The 21,179-nt window shown below is 40.5% G+C and carries 19 protein-coding genes and 2 pseudogenes; 9 read left to right on the plus strand and 12 right to left on the minus strand.

Annotated features, from left to right (window positions below):
* Positions 1-190 precede the first annotated feature (190 nt).
* From uraH to I2F62_RS07015, 3 genes and pseudogenes are all read left to right on the plus strand, one after another.
* Positions 191-592, plus strand: coding sequence for a hydroxyisourate hydrolase (uraH, locus tag I2F62_RS07005; protein ID WP_324626304.1), 402 nt, complete (start codon positions 191-193; stop codon positions 590-592).
* A 273-nt stretch (positions 593-865) separates the two neighbouring features.
* Positions 866-964: pseudogene (locus I2F62_RS07010) on the plus strand (IS5/IS1182 family transposase); the annotation flags it as partial.
* Between the two features lie 95 nt (positions 965-1,059).
* Entirely contained in the window at positions 1,060-1,863 is an 804-nt protein-coding gene (locus I2F62_RS07015; RefSeq protein ID WP_324626305.1) for a PoNe immunity protein domain-containing protein, read from the plus strand.
* A gap of 441 nt (positions 1,864-2,304) precedes the next feature.
* Here I2F62_RS07015 and I2F62_RS07020 read toward each other — a convergent pair whose 3' ends face one another.
* On the minus strand, positions 2,305-4,005 hold the full coding sequence (locus I2F62_RS07020) for a M61 family peptidase (protein WP_324626306.1): 1,701 nt from the start codon (positions 4,003-4,005) through the stop codon (positions 2,305-2,307).
* A gap of 165 nt (positions 4,006-4,170) precedes the next feature.
* On the opposite strand from I2F62_RS07020, the gene I2F62_RS07025 reads away from it, so the two are divergent.
* Positions 4,171-5,466 carry a D-alanyl-D-alanine carboxypeptidase family protein gene (locus I2F62_RS07025; RefSeq protein WP_324626307.1) on the plus strand — a complete coding sequence of 432 codons (1,296 nt, stop codon included), beginning with the start codon at positions 4,171-4,173 and terminating at the stop codon, positions 5,464-5,466.
* 143 nt (positions 5,467-5,609) lie between these two features.
* Here the strand turns inward: I2F62_RS07025 and I2F62_RS07030 are convergent.
* Positions 5,610-5,711: pseudogene (locus tag I2F62_RS07030) on the minus strand (IS1595 family transposase); the annotation flags it as partial.
* Between the two features lie 403 nt (positions 5,712-6,114).
* Positions 6,115-6,540, minus strand: a complete 426-nt coding sequence (locus I2F62_RS07035; protein WP_324626308.1) for a hypothetical protein — start codon at positions 6,538-6,540, stop codon at positions 6,115-6,117.
* Between the two features lie 682 nt (positions 6,541-7,222).
* Here I2F62_RS07035 and I2F62_RS07040 point away from each other — a divergent pair.
* Together I2F62_RS07040 and I2F62_RS07045 are read left to right on the plus strand one after the other, a co-directional pair.
* Positions 7,223-7,705 (plus strand): peptidylprolyl isomerase, encoded by a 483-nt coding sequence (locus tag I2F62_RS07040; protein WP_324626309.1) that lies wholly within the window; start codon positions 7,223-7,225, stop codon positions 7,703-7,705.
* Between the two features lie 88 nt (positions 7,706-7,793).
* Positions 7,794-9,224, plus strand: coding sequence for a cryptochrome/photolyase family protein (locus I2F62_RS07045; RefSeq protein ID WP_324626310.1), 1,431 nt, complete (start codon positions 7,794-7,796; stop codon positions 9,222-9,224).
* On the opposite strand, the gene I2F62_RS07050 is transcribed toward I2F62_RS07045, so the two are convergent.
* Both I2F62_RS07050 and yaaA read right to left on the minus strand, forming a co-directional pair.
* Positions 9,208-9,873, minus strand: coding sequence for a metal-dependent hydrolase (locus I2F62_RS07050; RefSeq protein WP_324626311.1), 666 nt, complete (start codon positions 9,871-9,873; stop codon positions 9,208-9,210). The two genes, I2F62_RS07045 and I2F62_RS07050, sit on opposite strands and share 17 nt — an antisense overlap.
* Entirely contained in the window at positions 9,857-10,636 is a 780-nt protein-coding gene (gene yaaA, locus I2F62_RS07055; protein ID WP_324626312.1) for a peroxide stress protein YaaA, read from the minus strand. Before yaaA ends, I2F62_RS07050 begins: the two co-directional genes overlap by 17 nt.
* A 118-nt stretch (positions 10,637-10,754) precedes the next feature.
* Here yaaA and I2F62_RS07060 point away from each other — a divergent pair, with 118 nt between their 5' ends.
* Positions 10,755-11,384 carry a hydrolase gene (locus tag I2F62_RS07060; RefSeq protein ID WP_324626313.1) on the plus strand — a complete coding sequence of 210 codons (630 nt, stop codon included), beginning with the start codon at positions 10,755-10,757 and terminating at the stop codon, positions 11,382-11,384.
* A gap of 136 nt (positions 11,385-11,520) precedes the next feature.
* Here the strand turns inward: I2F62_RS07060 and I2F62_RS07065 are convergent, their stop codons facing one another.
* The 4 genes from I2F62_RS07065 to pheA all read right to left on the minus strand — a co-directional run bounded on the left by I2F62_RS07065 (position 11,521) and on the right by pheA (position 17,265).
* Positions 11,521-12,042, minus strand: a complete 522-nt coding sequence (locus I2F62_RS07065) for a DUF1543 domain-containing protein (protein WP_324626314.1) — start codon at positions 12,040-12,042, stop codon at positions 11,521-11,523.
* A gap of 136 nt (positions 12,043-12,178) precedes the next feature.
* Positions 12,179-13,648, minus strand: a complete 1,470-nt coding sequence (gene pepD / locus I2F62_RS07070) for a beta-Ala-His dipeptidase (RefSeq protein ID WP_324626315.1) — start codon at positions 13,646-13,648, stop codon at positions 12,179-12,181.
* A 153-nt stretch (positions 13,649-13,801) separates the two neighbouring features.
* On the minus strand, positions 13,802-16,048 hold the full coding sequence (locus I2F62_RS07075) for a bifunctional prephenate dehydrogenase/3-phosphoshikimate 1-carboxyvinyltransferase (RefSeq protein ID WP_324626316.1): 2,247 nt from the start codon (positions 16,046-16,048) through the stop codon (positions 13,802-13,804).
* 110 nt (positions 16,049-16,158) lie between these two features.
* Positions 16,159-17,265, minus strand: coding sequence for a prephenate dehydratase (gene pheA, locus I2F62_RS07080; RefSeq protein ID WP_324626317.1), 1,107 nt, complete (start codon positions 17,263-17,265; stop codon positions 16,159-16,161).
* A gap of 197 nt (positions 17,266-17,462) precedes the next feature.
* Here pheA and I2F62_RS07085 point away from each other — a divergent pair, with 197 nt between their 5' ends.
* Entirely contained in the window at positions 17,463-18,341 is an 879-nt protein-coding gene (locus I2F62_RS07085; RefSeq protein ID WP_324626318.1) for an alpha/beta hydrolase, read from the plus strand.
* An 81-nt stretch (positions 18,342-18,422) separates the two neighbouring features.
* The gene (locus I2F62_RS07090) at positions 18,423-19,433 is read left to right on the plus strand and encodes a glycosyl transferase family protein (protein WP_324626319.1); all 1,011 of its coding nucleotides are present in this window, start codon (positions 18,423-18,425) and stop codon (positions 19,431-19,433) included.
* Between the two features lie 54 nt (positions 19,434-19,487).
* Here I2F62_RS07090 and I2F62_RS07095 read toward each other — a convergent pair whose 3' ends face one another.
* Genes I2F62_RS07095 through I2F62_RS07105 form a run of 3 tightly spaced genes read right to left on the minus strand, consistent with a single transcriptional unit; the run spans position 19,488 to position 21,131 of the window.
* Positions 19,488-19,901 (minus strand): hypothetical protein, encoded by a 414-nt coding sequence (locus tag I2F62_RS07095; RefSeq protein WP_324626320.1) that lies wholly within the window; start codon positions 19,899-19,901, stop codon positions 19,488-19,490.
* Positions 19,902-19,948: 47 nt separating this feature from the next.
* The gene (locus I2F62_RS07100; protein ID WP_324626321.1) at positions 19,949-20,221 is read right to left on the minus strand and encodes a YeaC family protein; all 273 of its coding nucleotides are present in this window, start codon (positions 20,219-20,221) and stop codon (positions 19,949-19,951) included.
* A gap of 1 nt (position 20,222) precedes the next feature.
* Positions 20,223-21,131 (minus strand): NAD(+) kinase, encoded by a 909-nt coding sequence (locus I2F62_RS07105; protein WP_324626322.1) that lies wholly within the window; start codon positions 21,129-21,131, stop codon positions 20,223-20,225.
* Positions 21,132-21,179: the final 48 nt, after the last annotated feature.

Raw genomic sequence — 21,179 nt, forward strand, 5'->3', positions numbered from 1 at the left:
GAGCAATAACACTATATTTGCTCTTTTAATGCAGCATCTTTTTGCATGCTTTTTAATCACAAAAATGAGGCTTTTTATCTTAAAGCCTAACTTTTGCCGATAACATGCAAGCGTGGTTACATTTTAGATTGTTCAACACTGCTTAATTTTCTTAACATAACGGTTAAATTTAGAAATGAGGTAACACCGAATGTATAAATTAACGGTCTTTGGTCTGGCTTTTTGCGCAAGTAGTGCGCTGTTCGCTCAACAACCGATTGTGGTTAAAGTGACGAATTTGGGCAATGGTCAACCTGTGAATGATTTAAATATCACCCTAGAAGCGCAACAAAATAATCAATGGGTCAAAATTGGCGAAGGTCAAACAGATGCGCAAGGGCAAATCAATACGCTCTACCCAAAAGATAAAACCACCTTAGATAAAGGTTTTTATCGGGTGACCTTAAAAACCAGTGACTGGTTTAGAAAAAGCAATCAACGCAGTTTTTATGCCGAAGTTCCTGTGGTTTTTGTCATTGATGGTTCCAGCGATCATTACACGCTGCCAATACAAATTAGTCCTTATGGTTACTCAACCTATTATGCCAATTAAGAGATCTCGTATATAAATCAAAAGACAACCAATTCACTGTTGGTTTTTAGTCTCTTTGGAGCGCCAAATTTATTTGTAATAAGGCTCAAACCCTTGGTTTTCCATCATTTAAAACATTGCAAAAAGCAACACGATTAAGCGATATTAAGGGTTGATAACAGTGATCACGGGTTAGTAACAAAGTCCTATGCATTGATAAAGCAACTCAAGAGCAAATTAACAGTGAAATTGGTAAAAGTCGTATTTGTATTGAACATATTGTTAAACTAAAGGTATTTTAAAATTCTGGCTGAACGTTATCGAAATAGGCGTAAACATATGGGATTACGCCTAAATTTGATTGTGGCAATTCATAATATGAAATTGCTTTAAATATAATCTACGTAAGAGACCTATTGACTTGTTTAAGCAAATGCCAAAAATCGTCATATGAAACAAGATTAAATGATTAACATAAGGAATTAGCAATGACAGATTTTACAGCACAACGCAGACAGCTATTTCTCACTGAAGAATATTATTTAAAAACGAAAGAATATAATGTAGAAGGCATTCCTTTATATTTAAAAAGTGATGCTTTTGAGGATGATGGGTATAATTGTGGCGAAGCTTCAAGATGGCAGTCTATTACATGGATTTATGATGCCTTATTATATCTAAACTATACAGCAGGTAATTCAATAGAAGAACTGCACTCTCTATTTGAAAAAGTTATAGACGGTTATGAAAAACAATCTGAAGCTTTGGCTATTTTTCATAAATCAAAAAAACCTTCAGTCATTGCAACGCAAAATGAAACTTTAAATATCCTTGGTTTGGCTTTTTTATTGAACCGAAAAGATTTATTTACTCGAATACATGTATTGGTTAATGGTGAGGGTGAAAGTCATACAGGTGAAGATGAAATTATAAATAAATTTTTTAGGTTAAATGATGCTTCCCACCCAATATTTAACGAAGGGAATCTATTTGCTTTAGGTTATGCTAAATTGTGCGATGTGATTGATCATGTACTGGTTAAAAAAGACAAAGAAACTGCGATTAAATATCTAGATGAATACTTAGCAGACTGGTATCAAATGAATAAAAATGCACTTTGGTTTAACAGTCATTTAGACTTGGAAAATAAAGTATCTTATGTTGGATATTGGGCATTTGAAGCGGCAGCTTTAGTTTACTTATTAGATTTAGATGATCGCTCTCTGCACAAACACTTGTTTTATCCGAAAGATATTGTCCAATGGATTCGTAATCAAAAAAATCCCAATTAATCAGAAAAAACCTATGAAGGAAATAGCAATGTTACGATATGTCACAAGAGATGTATTGATCACTCTCATTCATTTTATGATGATTTTACTCGCTATCTTTTTTTCAAACAAATACCCTGTCATTTCATACGATAATAGTTTAATGGGAATACTATTCTTTCCACAAGTTATAACTATGGTGATTTTATCGACTCCATTTTTTATTTTTTTTAATATAAAAAGAACTAATTCAAAGTCTATATTGATAAAAAATACCTACTTTCAATATTTTATATTTTTACGAGTACAATTATTGGCATGTATATCTGCAATACTGAACTATTTTATTCGTACGAAATATGGTTTTCAATGAGCTTCATTATTTTTGTATTGAGTTTTTACTTCTCAAATAAATCAAACTTGAATAAAAAATCCCGCGATCAATCGCGGGATTTTTAACTTTTAATCGAGCCAAGCCTTCAGCTTCGCATCATCCACCACGTTCAGTTCAACTGCCTGTAAAGATGTTTCACCACCCTTCAAGGTAAATTGCATTAACTCATCACGGCGGAAAGCCAACACCGTAAATTCAGCATGTTGCTTAGCATATTGCGCCAACAATTTTTCTGATGCTTTTAAGCCATTAAGCGCAATAATGACATCTTGCGCGGAAAGCCCTGCATTCGCACCTACGCCATCACGCACAGCTTGTTGCACCAAAACACCTTCAGGTTTATCCGTTAGTTTCAGGCCAAAAGCTAAGGTTTTTGGGGTGCTAATTTGATAATTCACACCAAATTCAGGCAAAAGCTGATCTAGCGGTAAATCGTCTGTGGTGTTAATTAAGTGATTGATTTGTTCAACCCAATCGTCGCCTGTGAGTTCTTGGCATAATTCAAAAATTGTACGCTCATTCACTTGAATGCCCTGTTGCGTGTTTTCATATAAACGGCGCATCAAAGCATCTAAACTAGAACCACGTAAACGTAAACCTAAATCTAAACATAAGGCAACCAAACAGCCTTTATTATAGTAACTGGTACCGGCGTTATTGGTGTTTTCATCTGGGCGATAAAACTTAATCCATGCATCAAAACTTGATTCGGCAACCGTTTGCACTGCTTTACCCGGATTTTGCAAATAACGGTCAATCTGTGCTTTAAGCAATTTCAAATACGATTCTTGCGAAATCACCCCACTACGCAGCAAGATTAAATCGTCGTAATAGGATGTGAATCCTTCAAAAATCCACAATAAAGATGTGTAGCTTTCTTTATGTAAATCGTAGTGATCAAAATTTTCAGGGCGAATAAATTTCACCAACCAAGAATGAAAATATTCGTGGCTGCATAAACCTAAAAAGCGTTGATAGCCTTCTGAAGGTTCTTCAGTTTCATTGGCTTGCGGTAAATCATCGCGTGGGGTAATTAAACTGGTACTGTTTGGATGCTCAAGCCCACCGTAACTATTGCCGGTGGCCATGGTCATAAACACATAATTTTTAAACGGCGCAGAGCCAAACATTTGAATTTCAGTTTGGCAAATTTTGCTTAAATCCTGCTTTAGGCGAGTTAAGTTCGCGCTGTGTTTGCCTGAAATCACAAATTCATGTGCAATTCCTTCAGCATCGAACTCGAAGCGATCTTGTTCTGCCAATTCAAATGGACTGTCAATTAACTGCATGTAATTGTCAGCTTTTAAGGTAAAACGCCCTTTGACTAAACTTTTTGCTAACATGCCGGTGGCCATCTGGAAGTGTTTAAGCGGTTCAGGCAAAAATACTTCTAATTCACACGGCGCATGTTCTTGATCGGCCAAGCCAAGGCAGACACTGGCAGGATTCACATATAAACGGGTTTGGTCGACATAACTGCCCCGCACCGATAAATCGTACGCATAGACATCGTATTCAACCGTAATCAGTTCATGGTCGGTGTTAAATAAGCGCCATTTATTTTTTTCAAATTTGCTAATTTTCAGCACCCGTCCCGCTTCATCATAAGCTCGAACAGCTTCAATATGCTTGGCAAATTCACGCACCAAATAACTGCCCGGAATCCAAGTCGGCAGCCAAAGCACCTGCGTTGGATTGGCCAAAAAACGCAAGGTGACGTGAATTAAATGTTGTTGATAATCGTCAAACTCTATTTGATAGTGCAACATAAGTCAGAATTCTAATCTTGATGAAGTTATGCAGAGCTTTAGCTTAGCACTTTTTTACTCTAATATGGCGCACTGCTGTCATTCTGTTCATAAGATTAAACAATCAAGTTTCAATTAAGCTTATGAATAGAATATGTGTTTTTCTTTCCCCCTAGGATATTCTCGTTGAAACGTTTCATTTCTTGGTGTGCAAGCCTGAGTTTTTTATGTACAGGTATTTCGCATGCGGCTATTTTAAATATTGATCCCGCTTCTGTACCTGCCGCAGCATGGACAATTTTCGATCCGCAGTCGGGTCAAACCATTGCTGAATTTAATAGCCATGCACAACGCGCCCCAGCCTCTTTAACCAAAATGATGGTGGCCTACATTACCTTAAAAGAAATTAAAGCAGGCAAGCTGAAACGAACGGATATCCTGACAGCCAATGACGTAGTGAAAGTAGTTCAACCCGATGAATCGCAAATGTTCTTGCGTCCGGGACAACAAATTAGCATCGACCAATTGTTGACTGGTTTGGTGGTGATGTCTGCCAACGATGCGGCTGTAACGCTTGCGCAGCGTATTGGCGGTGATTTACCCCATTTTGTCGAAATGATGAATCAAGAAGCCAAAGCACTGGGCATGACCGATACGCACTTTACCAATCCTGCCGGTATTACGATGGATGGGCATTATTCATCGGCGGCCGATATGGCAAAATTGGGCAATGCCTTAATTCAGCAATATCCAGATTATTTATATTATTCCAAACAAACCATTTATTCGTGGAATAATCACGCACATCACGCCACCAATATTTTATTAACACAAGACCCAACGGTCGATGGTTTAAAAACTGGGTTTACTCGTGCCGCAGGTTTTAACTTGGCTTTAACCGCAAAGCGCCAAAACATGAACCCAGATTTACCTGAACGACGTTTAATTGTAGTGGTTATGGGAACGACCAGTCCCGTCATGCGTGCAGAAGTTGCTCATCGGTTAATGAACTTGGCCTACAACTACACCCGCGATGACGTGGTACTTAAAGCCAAACAACCTATTGCAGAACTACCCGTATTGTCTGGGCAAATTAAACGCTACACGATTGTGCCTGAGCAGAATAAAATTATAACAACCTCGCTGTATAACCAACCTGTTGCCATTAATATGGGCAGTTTTGATTCAAACAGCGGTTTTTTAAAATTAAACGGGCAACTGTTACAACCCATCACCGACACCAAAACCACTTTACAAGTGCAACTCAAACAGCAGCAATTAACAGCACCGTTAAACCAAACTATGCAATTGGCGACCCTCAAAATTTATCAAAACAACCAGTGGGTTGAAGATGTAAACATTGATAACAACCCTCAATTGCAACAAGCCAGCGTGTGGGAGCGTTTTTGGACTTGGATTAAACACATTTTGCCATTCTTTAAAGATGCCGTGCTTCCTGCCAAAATTTTTCCGTTAGGTTAAGCCTCAAATTTCGATAAAAATGAAAATTTTTGTTGAATACTACCTCCGAATATCCAGAAAAAATTCAGCCTAAAGTAAAATTTGGGCTGAAAATCTAAAAAGCCAAAATACAAGGCTCTAGACTAGCAAAATTTCATTTATATTTACCTGATGAGTATCCAAAGCTCTTTAGCTAACTCGTCAGACTCTCTTAACCAACACCATTCCGATTCCTTTAAATGGAAGTCAAAATAAGAGTTGGGTAAAAATGATTTATGCAAGAGATCTAATGTATTAATCATAAATACCTGCTCCATCTATAATATTATTATTTGCAATATGATTGAGATAGCCTGACATAATTTTTCATAACTTTATTACCCCCTCAGCGACACCTACAATAAAATATATTTTTTTGAGTCTTCATTATATAAATCCTCACCTTTAATCATCGCCTTATAAAATAAATCCTTATTTTTATAAGGAGTATAATCATTCTTTAATAGATCTCTTGCATAAATCAAAATCAAAATCAAAATCAAAATCAAAAAAAAATGAAATATGCACCACAACCGAATTATCCTGCTTTGCTGTACATGATCTATTAGGAACATCAATATTACTTTCAACTGTTCGATTTAGAAGACCCATTGTAACCATCATCAATCCTCAGTATTTACTCTTGTCCAATTTGTCATACCAAATATCACCCTTTTCAGTTGCAATTGGCCAATTTAGAGAGGTAGTGATTTCTACCGTATCATCTGGATATAAATGTACAGCTAAGTACTTCCTCCCTTTTAATTGTTCTTTGCTTATGATCACTTGATTTTTTGCAAAGTGTCGCTCACCTGTCTTTGCATCCTTCCAAGTAATCGTTTGTGGTCCAACTTTTACAGACGATGTAGTAATCGATCGTCCATACCCTCCCCCTATTTCATGATTATTTAATGTAACCATATACGTTGAATATGTTGGATTATAATTAAAAGAGACAACTCCCATATAATAGGTTGCATTTGGCCCAATGCCTGCACAGCCAGCAGCAATCAAAATCAGGCTGGCGGGTAATAAAAGTAAGGTTTTAATTTTCATGATATGTACTCTTTTTAAATTATTTAATAACACAGAGAGTAAATATTCTTAAAAAAAATATTTAATGCACTTTGCTCGTAAGTGACGCCATTATTTCATCCATACTTATTCTATGATTTCTTAAATGATCAAGCTGCGTATTAAATTTAATATCCTGCTTAAATTGATCTTTGTAGATCAATTTCAAACAAATAAAAGTTAAAATATTCCGTGTACCAGATAAATTATATGCTCTTGCTTCAGGAATGCTGACCGCAAAACTCCAATCTAAGATCAATAACATCACAATGCTTGCATATAGCAAAAGAAAACCCAAACTACCTAAAATTCTTCTTCATTCACAATTTCATAATCACAGCCAAGCTCCTCAAGCAACCAAAGAATTCTTTGCGATCTAGAATTTTGCAAATGATACACTTGAATCATAGTTAGAAACTTTATCCTATTAGCGAAACGCTCCAATTCGACTGATAATAAAGGATTCACAGCGGAATCTATAGCATGCTTTAAATGTTCTACAGCGATAGATTGCTCAGTATTTCCGATTAATTGTTAAATTTGTCTTGAATTTTTTGATCTTAGCCCCATTGATAATTACAATAGATCTTCATCATCTAATTTTTAGGTTGCTAAAGCACTTACAACACGATGATGTCACCTCAACATGACATGGATTTTTAACATGACTGCTATTGCAAATAACCACGCGGTTTCATTCCACTACACTTTAACCAATGCTGAAGGCGAAACCCTTGACCAATCTCAAGGCGAACCACTTGCATATTTGCACGGTGCAGGTAACATCATTCCTGGCTTAGAAAAAGCGCTTGAAGGCAAAACTGTAGGCGATAAATTTAAAGTAACTATTCCTGCAGCGGAAGGTTATGGCGAATACAACCCAGACCTAGTACAAGAAGTTCCTGCAAAAATGTTCCAAGGTGTTGAAAACATCGAAGCGGGCATGCAATTCCAAGCTCAAACTGATGACGGCGTGCAAATTGTAACCGTTAAAGCAGTTGAAGGCGAAAACGTCATTGTTGATGCAAACTTCCCATTGGCTGGTCAAGATTTAACATTTGATGTTGAAATCATTGAAGTTCGCGATGCAAGCGCAGAAGAACTTGAACACGGTCATGTACATGGCGCAGGTGGTCATCACCACTAAGATTTCTTGCTGAAATCTAAAATGGAGCATCTCGCTCCATTTTTTTATGCTATTTTTTAGCCCTAAATGTATCACGCTATTGCTTTCAATGAAAAAACTGATTTGGTTTCGACAAGATTTACGGATTTCTGACCACGCCGCGCTTTGGCACGCCACACAGCACGCTGAATGTCTGGCTTATGTGGTGTTATCGCCCGAACAATGGCGCATACATGATGATGCCCCTATAAAAATCGATTTTTACTTGCGCCAATTACAGCAGCTCAAGCAACAATTAGATGTTTTAAACATTCCGTTGGTCATTCAAACCATTCCACTGTGGAATGACGTGGCAACGCATTTACTCGCGCTGTGCCAACAATTTCAAATTCAAGCGGTGCATGCCAATGCAGAGTTTGCCGTAAATGAGCAACAACGCGATGCCCTTTGTCAGCATGCTTTACAGCAGCATGAAATTGATTTTTATCTACATCAAGATCGCACGCTATTCCCAATTGCAAGCATTCGTAATCAATCAGGTCAGCCATATAAAGTCTTTAGTGCGTTTAAACAAAATTGCTATCAGCGCTTGAATCTGCAATTGCCGGCTTGTTATCCTGAAATTTCAGTACAAAGTGCCTTAAGTTTCACATTGGACGATGCACAAAGTCGCATCCCAACACTGTCAGACTTAGGCTATTTAGATATCTCAGCTCAAGTTCAACAACTTTGGCCAGTAGGTGAAAAATATGCGCAGCAGCAATTAGATCAATTCATTGCAGATGATGTTTTTAATTACCAGCAACTGCGGGACTTCCCTGCATTAAATGCCACCAGTCAGCTTGCGGCGTATTTAAATATTGGCATGTTATCGATTCGGCAATGCCTTCAAGCATTATTTGGCAAGCAACACGGACAATTTTCACCAGAAAATGCCGGACAACAATGTTGGCTAGATGAGTTATTGTGGCGCGAGTTTTATCAGCATATCTTGTTTGATTTTCCAGAAGTCTCGAAGCATCTGCCCTTTCAAGCCAAAACCAAACAGTTGCAATGGCGCAATAATGAAGCAGATTTTGAGGCATGGAAAAATGGACAAACCGGCATTCCAATTGTGGATGCAGGAATGCGACAACTTAAAGCCACAGGCTGGATGCATAATCGCGTACGCATGATTTGTGCCATGTTTTTAAGCAAAAATTTACTGATTGATTGGCGCAAAGGCGAACAATGGTTTATGCAACAGTTAATTGATGGCGATTTGGCTGCCAATAATGGCGGTTGGCAATGGTCTGCCTCCACAGGCACAGACGCTGTGCCATATTTTCGGATTTTTAACCCAATCAGCCAATCTGAAAAGTTCGACACTAAAGGTGAGTATTTACGCCAATGGCTGCCAGAACTGGCTAGTTTAGACGATAAAACCATTCACGCGCCCTATGCTAAAGGTTATAAGGCAGGATTAGGCTATCCGCAGCCAATTGTCGATTTAAAGACCAGTCGAGTCCGAGCCATTGAAGCGTTTAAAGCATTAGGTTAAGTGAAATCAAGGCTTGCTTTAAATTAATTTTGGCTTGTGCTTCATAGTGTTGTTGGAAAAATTGGGTTTGATATAACGGATTTGCCTGATAAAAATAATGCAATACCTGTGCACGTTTTTTCTGATATGTTGCCAGATCAACCCAAGAATATTCATGGCGAATTTGTTGTTCATATTCAGCAAATCGTGCCGCATCACTCGCTAGAATCGCCAAATCAATATCGAGTAAAAAAGCAAGGTCGGAATCAGATGCGCACGCATGCTGCTGCGTTGCTAAAATCCAAGTTGCGATTTTATCTAGTTGGCTTTGCGGCAATGCATTAACTAATTGCGCAGACATCCATGTCGCACTGTCTTGTTCGTTGCTTTGAGAACGCGGCCAATACACCACGTCATGAAAGAAAATTGCCAATTGTACGGCGAGTGGATCTTTAAGGTGATTTTTAACCAACTCAAACTGCTGCAAACATTCCACAATATGCTGGCATTGATGATATGCCCGTTGCGGCTCGGTATATGCTTGCACTAATAAGTCTAAGCATGCCCGATGCTGCGCTAACGACCATGTGGGCGATGACAACTGTGCAAACAATGCTTGCCAATATTGGCAAAAAATCTGCACATTATTGACCTTAAACCGCTTGTTCATCTCGTTTAAACACCAATTCTTGCTGCGATGAATTCTCGGCATCGAAATAATAACCTTCGCTTTGGAAGCTTTTTAAATCTTCAACGCGTTTAATCTGATGTTCAATCATAAACCGCGCCATTAAACCACGGGCTTTTTTGGCATAGAAACTAATCACTTTGTATTTGCCATTTTTTTGGTCTAAAAATACAGGTTTAATGATTTGCGCTTGGATTTTACTTTCTTTGACTGCTTTATAGTATTCATCCGATGCCAAGTTCAAAAGCAATTCACTGTTTGCCTCTGCTAAATCTTGGTTAATTAATTGGGTGATTTGATCCCCCCAAAAACGATATAAATTTTCCCCGCGTGGATTAGCAAGTTTGGTGCCCATTTCTAAACGATAAGGCATCATTAAATCGAGCGGACGCAACAAACCATATAAACCCGATAACATGCGTAAGTGTTTTTGGGCAAATTCAATCTCTGAAACATTCAAATGATAGGCATCTAAGCCCGTATATACATCGCCCTTAAAAGCAAAAAGTGCTTGGCGTGCATTGGCAAAACTAAATTCAGCTTGCCAATCTTGGAACCGCTCGGCATTTAACTGGGCAATTTTTTCACTCACACTCATTAAGCTTGCAATTTGACTGGCCGAAAGTTGACGTGTCACTTCAATTAATTCTGCCGAATCGGTTAAAAAACGTGGCTGAGTAAATTCATCGGTCGGTAATGCAGTTTCATAATCTAAGGTTTTTGCAGGTGAAATAAGCGCGAGCATAATAATCCCAATTTTTTGATTCAGTTCACTATAACAGCCCGCCTAAATGAATGCCAATTTGTGTTTTTAATCGTATTTATCGGTAAAATAAAGCCAATTTTATTTTAAGAACACAGCCATGCCTGAAAGTATCTTCCTGCAAGGACCTGCCGGAAAAATTGAAGTTTTTGTTGACCATCCTAAAGATGACATCCGTGCGGTTGCGGTGGTGTGTCATCCGCACCCGCTACAAGGCGGCAATGCACAGCATAAAATTCCCATGTTATTATCTAATGTGCTCACCGAACGTGGTTGCTTGGTTTATCGACCAAGTTTTAGAGGTGCAGGTTTAACCGAAGGCCCACATGAAGAAGGCTTTGGCGAAACTAATGATATTTTAGCCGTCATTTCACAATTGCGCGCGCAATTCCCGCAGTTGCCATTTTATGCTGGTGGATTTAGTTTTGGCGCACATGTTTTAGCCAAATGCTATGCAGCGTTAACCGACCTTGAACGACCAACACAGATGATTTTATGCGGCTTACCAACCGCCAATGTGCGTGGTTTACGACATTATGAAACGCCTGAAATTAACGGCGATTTGTTGTTTGTGCATGGCGAAGAAGATGATATTACCTTATTGTCTGATGTCGTAATTTGGGCGAAACCACAAAAACACCCCATTACTATTTTCCCCGGTGCAAACCACTTTTTTACCGGATATTTAAAGCCTCTGCGCCATGTGATCAATCAATATTTAACGCTGTAAGCCGCTATGAATGAGGTTCATTTTTGTTGGATTCATTTTTGAGTGCATCAACTAGCTGAATCTCACAACCCTTCATACAGTAGTTCAAAAAATGCCATGAACAGAAAATCTCGAGTATGTTTTTTCTGTTCAGTGGCTATTTAATCAGTACATAGTCATTTTTATAGATATTGTCTTCAAAATCTGCTTCAAGCAAATGAATAAAATCCTGACTAAACATATTCAGTTCTAAGCAATCGTCTACATCGACAATTGCATCGGTATGCGGCTTAAACCATTGTTGTTCGATGGCCAATTTCCCCTGCACTTTGGCATCTGCTTTATCTTTTCCGGCAACAATTAAATATTTGTGTATTTCACCAAATTGATTGGGCAGATAAGCACCTAAATTCACCAAAAATAGTTTCAGTGTTTGGTTTACCGGCGCTGTTGGTTGAATCTCTATTTTGTAATTAATTCCTTGATAGCTGACACCATCAATTTTCATCCATGCATCAAGATGTAACCCAGATGCCAAACCGAACCAGCGTTGCTTTAAATAAGGAAACGCAGCGTAAATATCGGTACAAATGACAGGAATCACATCGTGAACTTCTACATTGGCATGCGCGTGCTTTCCGCCCAATAAGGCAATATAAAGATTCCTTTTCAACACCATTCTCCAATCAATTCAGACTTTTTTCAGTAGCAATGAATCGCTTTTATTTTAAATAGAAAAAGATGATTTACGTTTTGGTCAATTTTAGTAAAACCCGAGTTGACCACAGTCGATCAACTCAGGATAAAACCGAATACTATACAACTGGCACTGACGCCAATGCTGCGGTCAGTAATGTCCAACACTGCGCCACAGTATCAACTTTTACTCGCTCGCCCGGTGCATGCGCCCCTTGAATGTCTGGCCCAAAAGACACCATTTGTAAGTCGGGATAATGCTCGGCAATAATGCCACACTCTAATCCTGCATGAATGACTTTTAACTCAGGTTCAATTTGGAAACTGTTTTGGTAAGCATGTTGCAAACAGTGCAATGCAGCCGATTCTGGATTCGGTTCCCATCCAGAAATTAATGCCGTTAAGTTTGAACTTAAACCATAACCTGTAAAATGCGCTTGCAACTTAGCAACATGCGCTTGCAGTTCGGAATTGACCATCGAACGCACCATCAACAATGCGCTCGCGCCATTGGCATTTAAACGAACTACGCCTAAATTATTTGAGGTTTCAACCACATTTTCTAAAGTATCACTCATATGAGCAACACCATAAGGACAAGTCGCCAACGCGGCTAACCACGTTTGTTGTTGTTTCGGGTCAATCACACAGGTTGCAGTTTCTTCTAAAATTTGAGCATTTAAAACAATGCCATCATCAATGCCTGCTAATTTTTGCTGCCACTGTTGTTGTGTCTGCTCTAACAACAAGTTCAAGTAGGTGATTTTCTCTGGGCTGATGGCAATTTTAGCCACCGCTTCACGGGCTAAAGCATTGCGCGCAGTTCCGCCCGAAAATTCAATCAATTTTGCACCTAACGGCGCTAAATGCTGTGCTAAACATTGAGCCAAAATTAAATTGGCATTGCCACGGCCTAAGTGAATATCCACCCCAGAATGACCACCTTTTAAACCCAACACTTGCACTTCAACCACGTGATACTCTGAATCAATGGGTTGATATTGCAAGCTTTCAGCCACTTCGATATCTTGGCTACCGGCACAGCCTAAATATAACTGCCCCCATTCTTCGGTGTCGATATTAAACAACCATTTGCCGTGTAAAATGCCTTTTTCTAAATACCGCGCACCGCTCATGCCAGCTTCTTCATCCACCGTTAACAGCACTTCAATCGGGCCATGCACCAAATCATCGCTGTCTAAAACCGCTAAAGCCAAAGCCACACCAATGCCATTGTCGGCACCTAAGGTGGTATTTTCAGCAATAAGCCAGCCATCTTTTAAAATCGGTTGAATCGGGTCTTTGTTAAAATCATGCACTGTACCGCGATTGGCTTGGGTAACCATGTCGATATGCCCTTGCAAAATGACGCCCGTTGCCTGTTCCATACCCGGTGTTGCAGGCTTACGAATAATCAAGTTGCCAATCGTGTCAACATAAGTTTCTAAGCCACGCGCAGTCGCCCAATCTTGTAAATGTTGGCGTAATTGTTGTTCTTTTTTTGATGGTCTTGGAATTTGGCATAACGTTGAAAAATGCGCCCACACTTTTTGTGGATGAAGCTGAATCAAATCAACAGCAGTATTCATGGTTTATTCTCGTTTAAAGCAAGTTTTGACTATACACCAAAGTATTTTAAAGCACAGATTAGAATCTGCTCGCTTAATGCGTATTTTGGTTTAAAAACAACAACGCCAAGCGTTTCAGCTTGGCGTTGTTTAATCTGTTGGCTTTGAAACGGCTTATTCAGACACTAAAATACTTAAACCAGCCTGATTTGCCAATTGGGTAAAGGTTGGAAAACTGGTCGCAACGGTTTCTGTGCCAATAATGCTAATTTCTTCTGCTGCACGTAAACCTGCAATACTAAAACTCATGGCAATACGATGATCGTGATGAGATTCAATTTCTGCCGCTTTAAAAATAGGTGACCAATCACCGGACTTACCTTTTCCTTCAATAATAATGCCATCTTCAGTTGGCGTACAGTCAATGCCCATCGCCAACAAGCCATCTGCCATCACCTGAATGCGGTCCGACTCTTTCACGCGAAGTTCTGCTGCACCCGTTAAAATGGTTTGCCCTTCGGCGCATGCCGCGGCAATAAACAATGCCGGAAATTCATCAATCGCCAATGGGACTTGGTCTTCTGGCATATGGATGCCTTTAAGCGTACGTGTACCACGAATACGAATGTCTGCAATCGGTTCGCCACCGGCAATGCGTTCATTCAACACTTCAAGGTCTGCACCCATGGCTTTTAAAATTTCAATCACCCCAGTACGGGTTGGGTTAATGCCAACAGCTTCTAAGGTGACATCGGCATTTTCACAAATGGCCGCACCCACCATAAAAAACGCAGCCGATGAAATATCAGACGGCACTTGAATATTGGTTGCAACCAACTTGCCGCCACCTTGCAGTGAAATGCGGTTACCTTGTGTTTTCACATCATAACCAAACGCACGTAACATTCGTTCACTGTGGTCGCGCGTAGGTTCAGGTTCAGTAATTGATGTTTCACCTTCAGCCCATAAGCCGGCCAATAAAATACCCGATTTAACTTGAGCAGAGGCCATAGGTAAGTCGTAGTGAATTCCGCTTAAGACTTGATTTCCAGTAATGCTCACCGGTGGTGTTCCCTTTTCACCAGTGGTTTGAATGTGTGCCCCCATGCTGCGCAATGGTTTTGCAATTCGCTCCATTGGGCGTTTTGACAATGAAGCATCGCCAGTCATGACTGTGTCGAACTTTTGTGCCGACAATATGCCAGAAAGCAGACGCATACTGGTGCCTGAATTGCCCATATATAAGGCTTTTTCAGGGGCTTTTAAACCGTGCATTCCCACACCGTGAATGACCACTTCACCATTTTCAGGTCCTTCAATCACCACGCCCATATCGCGAAAAGCTTGTAAGGTCGCAAGCGCATCTTCACCTTCTAAAAAGCCAGTGACATGGGTTGTGCCTTCGGCAATCGCACCAAACATAATAGAGCGATGTGACACCGATTTATCTCCAGGAACACTAAACGTTCCTTTAAATTGATGTTGTTGTGGCTGAATAGTAAAGCGCTGTGTCACGGTTTTTGCCTCCGATACAGTTTTTTTGGCAAGCATATGGTTAAAATGTTGGCGAGCTGCTTGAGCATGCTCAAGTAAACCCATTAATTGTTCTGAATGATCATCTTCAATCAATTGGCGAATGGTTGCAAGCTGTTGTTCAAAGCCATCTACAGCTTTTAAAATAGCGGTTTTGTTTCCAAAGAAAATGTCATGCCACATTTTTGGGTCTGAGGCAGCAATACGCGAAAAATCGCGAAAACCACCGGCTGCATAACGAAAAATATCTAAATTATCTTCACGATTCGCCAACTGCTCGACCAAATTAAACGCCATTAAATGCGGTAAATGACTGGTATGCGCCAACACTTCATCGTGTTTTTGCACATCCATACAAATCACTTCCGCTTGAGCCGCCTGCCATAGTGACGTCAATTTTTGGACTGCCCAATCGGCACTGCTTGGCAACGGCGTTAAAATGACTTTATGATTGGCGAATAAATCAACTTTTCCGGCATGTACGCCAGTATGTTCGCTGCCTGCAATGGGATGTCCCGGTACAAAACCGAGTGGTAAAGCATCACCAAATACGCGCTTTGCCGCCTCGACCACATTGCCTTTGGTGCTGCCCACATCGGTTAAAATCGTGTTGGCACCTAAATATGGTTGAATCAGTTGCAAGACTTTTTCAGTCGCTTGCACTGGCAAGGCCAACACCACCAAATCTGCGTCGACTACAGCTTGCTCTGGCGATGCGTAACCATGCTGAATCAGGCCTAAGGCTTGTGCATCGAGTAAAGTTTGTTTCGAACGTGTGGATGCCACAACGTGTTCAGCTAAACCTTGCGCTTGAATAACACGCGCCAAACTTGAACCAATCAGGCCTAGTCCAATAAATGCAACTTTATGAAACAGCGGAGATGACATTTTTACCCTTTTGCTTTGTACCACATCGGCAGATCACCGTAATTTAACATTAGATGATCTGCGTTTAAACGACAGAAGGATACTTGAATTCTGCCAAGCATCCTGCATTTTTAAAGAACGGCTACAGGATAAGATCCCAAAATACGCAACTCTTTGACCGTTGGACGAATTTCTTCAATCGCTGCGGCAACGTTGGCTTGGTCAATATGCCCTTCTAAATCAATAAAGAATACATAAGCCCATTTTTCTGGCAAAGCAGGACGTGTTTCTATGCTGGTTAAGCTAATTTGATGCTTAGCAAAAGGCTCTAAAATATCCAGCAGCGCGCCAGCACGGTCATGTGCAGCAATTAACAATGAGGTTTTATCATTGCCGCTAGCGGGAATTTTTTCGCGTCCAATCACCAAAAAGCGCGTGGTATTTTCAGGATTATCTTCAATGTTGTTATGTAATACTTCTAAGCCATACGTGGTCGCGGCAATGTCAGAGGCAATTGCGGCGGAATGCCATTCGTTACGAATACGGCGCGCCGCTTCAGCATTCGACGACAACGGCACACGCTCAACCCCAGGATAATTGGCATCTAACCATTTGCGACACTGTGCCAACGCCTGTTGATGCGCATAAATTTGTTTAATACTGTCTTTGCGGGTATTTTTTGAAATTAAAAATTGATGGTGAATGCGTAACTCAACTTCACCAATCACATTTAAATGAGAGTGTTTAAAACAGTCTAAAGTATGATTCACCACACCTTCAGATGAGTTTTCGACCGGCACCACGCCATAATGCGCACTGCCCGCTTCAACTTCACGGAACACTTCATCAATGGTGGTAATTGGACGAACCACCGCATCCTGACCAAAATGTTTTAAGGCAGCAGCGTGGGTAAATGTGCCTTCAGGGCCCAAAAATGCAATACTTTGCGGTGCTTCTAAGGCCAAACAAGCCGACATAATTTCACGGAACAAACGTGCCATCGTTAAGTCAGATAGCGGGCCTTGATTACGCTCCATTACTTTGCGTAATACTTGTGCTTCACGTTCAGGGCGATAGAACACAGGATTATCTTCCGTTGCAAATTTCGCTTTTGCCACAGCTTCAGCCAAACGTGCGCGACGATTTAACAAATCTTGAATCTGTTGATCTACACTGTCGATGTCTGAACGGATTTGATCTAAACTTAAAGAAGTCGTTTGATGATCATCATGGACCATGTTCGGTTCGCCCTTTACACATAACGGATTGTTCGCAAGTATAACTATATTCAAATCAAAAATGGTACTCCAGATGCAATAGAAGTTGGGCTATTTATAGACGAAATCCTTAATAATGATTATCTTTATCAATTAAACCTCTTTTATTTAGCATCACTATGCCTTTTTCATTATTTAAATCTTTGCTGGGTGCTTGCATGCTTAGCGTTTTAAGCGCTGTATTGCAAGTCGCCTGTGCTGCAACAGATCAGCTAAAAACCAATAGCCAACAATTTATTCTGCATTCTCAAAGCAATCAGCGCGATTATGCCATTCAAATCTATGTTCCAGAACAGCCAGCACCGAAAGCAGGTTTCGCGGTTCTGTACCTTTTAGATGGCGATGCTATTTTTGACAGCGCAAAGCAAATGTCGCAATTTCTTGCCAAGCCCAATCAAGCACAAGCAGACATGCAGCCTGTGGTGATTGTTGCAATTGGCTATCCACATGCTGAAATGGGTTTTGATAAAAAACAACGCGCGTTTGACTTCACTCCAACACCGATTGCAGCGCAACAACAAGCTGCACGGGTTGAATATGGCGGCGCAGCTGCTTTTGCCACATTCATTGAAAAAGAATTAAAACCCGTGGTACAAGAAAAAGTAACCATTAATACTCAACAACAAGCCATTTATGGACATTCTTTGGGTGGATTATTTGTGGTGAATTTATTTCTAAAACATCCACAAAGCTTTCAAAAATTTATTGCTGCCAGCCCATCCATTTGGTTTAACCAGTTTCAATTGGTACAAGAACAGAGTACTTGGCTTAAACAGCATCCATCGTCAGATGCAATGTTGATGCTCAGCTATGGCAGCAATGAAGGTTTAGGACCTAGCCAAGTTTCAGCCCAACAAATGTCAAGCTATAAAAAACAATTTTTTGGTCGCTTTGCTGCACGTCATGCACAGCAAACAGTTTGGGTCTATCAACACCCGAGTGAACAACATTTAAGTAATTTTTATGCCAGTTTACCCAAAGCTATTTTACTTGCTTCGTGTCCAAACCGCATTCGCTGTAAAGCGCTGCTAGACTAACTATTGATGCGAAAAATCAGTTTTCATTCTACGAGAATTCGGTATGATTCAATTCAAGTATAGCCGTGAACCTGCTCAAATATGACCACCAAACGTAATCTTTATGCCGACTTTGAGCATCCTTTTGCCCAATATATTCGTATTATTGGCAAAGGCAAAACAGGCGCACGCTCACTGACTTTTGATGAAGCGTATAACGCATTTAGCTTAATTTTAAAACGTGAAGTTTTAGATGTTCAGCTCGGTGCTTTTTTAATGTTATTACGGGTAAAAGAAGAATCTGTTGAAGAACTGGCAGGTTTTGTACAAGCCACTCGCGATCAGTTGCCGTTTCAAGCTTTAGAGGTCGATCTTGATTGGTCATCTTATGCGGGTAAGCGTAAACATTATCCATGGTTTTTACTGGCAGCATTAAGCTTAGCGCAACATGGCTATAAAATTGTAATGCACGGCGCGGCGGGCCATACGCTAAATCGGGTCTATACCGAGAATGTACTCGACTACTTAGGTTATCCAATTTGCCAAAATCAAACCGATGTAGAACAGCAACTCAAAGCGCACAATTTTGCGTATTTGCCACTTGCTGCAATTTCACCGGTGTTAGATGAGTTAATTTCGCTACGCAATGTGATGGGCTTACGCTCCCCGATTCACACACTGGCTCGTTTAATTAATCCGTTTAACGCCAAAGCCACCTTGCAGGCGATTTTCCATCCCGCATATCGCACCTCACACCAACATGCAGCACATCACCTAGGTTATCAAAACAGCGTGGTGATTAAAGGCGAAGGGGGTGAATTTGAACGGAATCCAGATGCAAAAACCTTAATTTGTGGTATTCGTGATGGTGAACTGTATCAACATGAATTGCCGAAACTCACCGCAGACCGCAGCGCGACCGAAGAAAGTTTAGACTTAAACCAATTTAAAGCGGTCTGGGAAGGCACACAACAACATGAATATGGTGAAATGGCCATCATTGAAACGATGGGCATTGCGTTATATAGCATGCGCGTGGTGAATGATTTTGATGCCGCCATGACTTTAGCAAAAACATTGTGGCAAACGCGCTTCAATAAAGCTTTAGCATAACTACTGATTCATAAAAACACTGCATAGACTCATTAAGCGGTAGTCTATGCAATATTAAGCCTGATCTGTCAGCGGATAATAAAAGTCTGGCCAAAACGGATATTGTTTGGCCGATAAATGCAGATGCTTTAAGGTTAATTCATCACCCAGATGAATTTGAATGTCATTGGGGTCAAACCCTCTCGACAAATAAATATCTTTTTTCTGACCCGTCAAACTTTGGCAATACTGCTGCTGTTGCCTATTTTTAGTACCACCAAGAACTCGACTCGATAAAATATCTACACCAATCAGCAACATGGGTTTGCCATCATTTTTAAGGCGAGTATATTCAGTTTTCGGTGCACCGTATTTTTGACTTGGAATCACCTTCGCGTGTATTACACATGTCAAGGGTTGTTGTGCACTTGCCAACCCGGGCAGCAATAACAACAAACTGCCGATGATTCTTAAACCTAAAGCGTTCATGATGAATCCTCTAAGCCTCACCCGTGTAATTTCTAACACTGAATCGATTAAACGAAGCGAATCGGGGTAAATTCAGGTTCATGTTTGTGATGATCGTCATCACATTCTTCACCGTCTTTTTTGCTGCCTCGGTCAATATAGCCTGTACGCTGATCTTCCGGTAAGTTTTTATATTCCCACGCTAAAACCGCTTGCATACAGGTTTCACGCTGCTCTTGGGTTAGCGCAATTCCATTCGGCCATTTACCAATTTCAACCGCAGTTTTTAGGCGCTGTACAATATCTGCATCTAAAATAGACAGCATTTGTTCAATACTCATCTCATTCTTCCTGCTGAGTTAAAGCTTCAAAATCTTGATTCCAACCTAACTTGGTTCGGCAAGACATATAAAAGTCAAAACCAGGTGGATGGAGTAAATTGAGTTTAAAAGGATGCTTGCGAATATGCAAAACGTCACCCACATTTAACGCCACGCTGTGCTGTCCATCGGCACTGGCCATAGGCATGACACGATTTTCTTGTACGCTAATTTTAATTTCACTTTGGTCGCCCACAATAATGGGACGTGACGACAAGGTATGCGGATGCATGGGCACCAAAGCAATAGCATCCATGCTTGGATGTAAAATTGGCCCACCACCCGACAAGGCGTATGCCGTTGAACCGGTGGGTGTAGACACAATTAAACCATCGCTGTGTTGACGATACACAAATTGACCATCAATAGACAGTTCAAAGTCAATCATATGCACCGAACGGCCAGAATGTAAAACAATGTCGTTTAAAGCAATGGCTTGATACAACACATCATTGCCAGAACGAATTTCCATTTCAAGCAAAAAGCGTTTGTCTAACTGAAACTCACCTTTTAAGACTTGATCTAGTTTGCTCAGCACCATGCTCGGTTTAATGTCGGTTAAAAACCCCAAACGTCCTCGGTTCACACCAATGACAGGTGTATTGTATTTGACCAAAGCGCGCGCGGCATGTAACAAAGAACCATCGCCACCGACCACCACCACCAAATCGGCTACTTCGCCCATTAAATGGCGACCGACAATCTGACAATCTTGATAAGGGACAAGTTTTGAAGTTTCGACATCAAAGATCGGATGTAGACCTAAGCTTAATAAGTGGTCATAAATAAGACACAGTGTTTCGACAACAGATGATTTATCGGGCCGTCCCATTAAACCAATATTGCGAAAAGACTTATGTGAAATTTTCACCAGTTGAAACGCTCCGTTCGGATTCGCACCAATCATAGCACGTTATTA

The sequence above is a fragment of the Acinetobacter sp. MD2(2019) genome, from assembly GCF_035615615.1.
In the GTDB taxonomy this organism is placed as follows: Bacteria; Pseudomonadota; Gammaproteobacteria; order Pseudomonadales; family Moraxellaceae; genus Acinetobacter.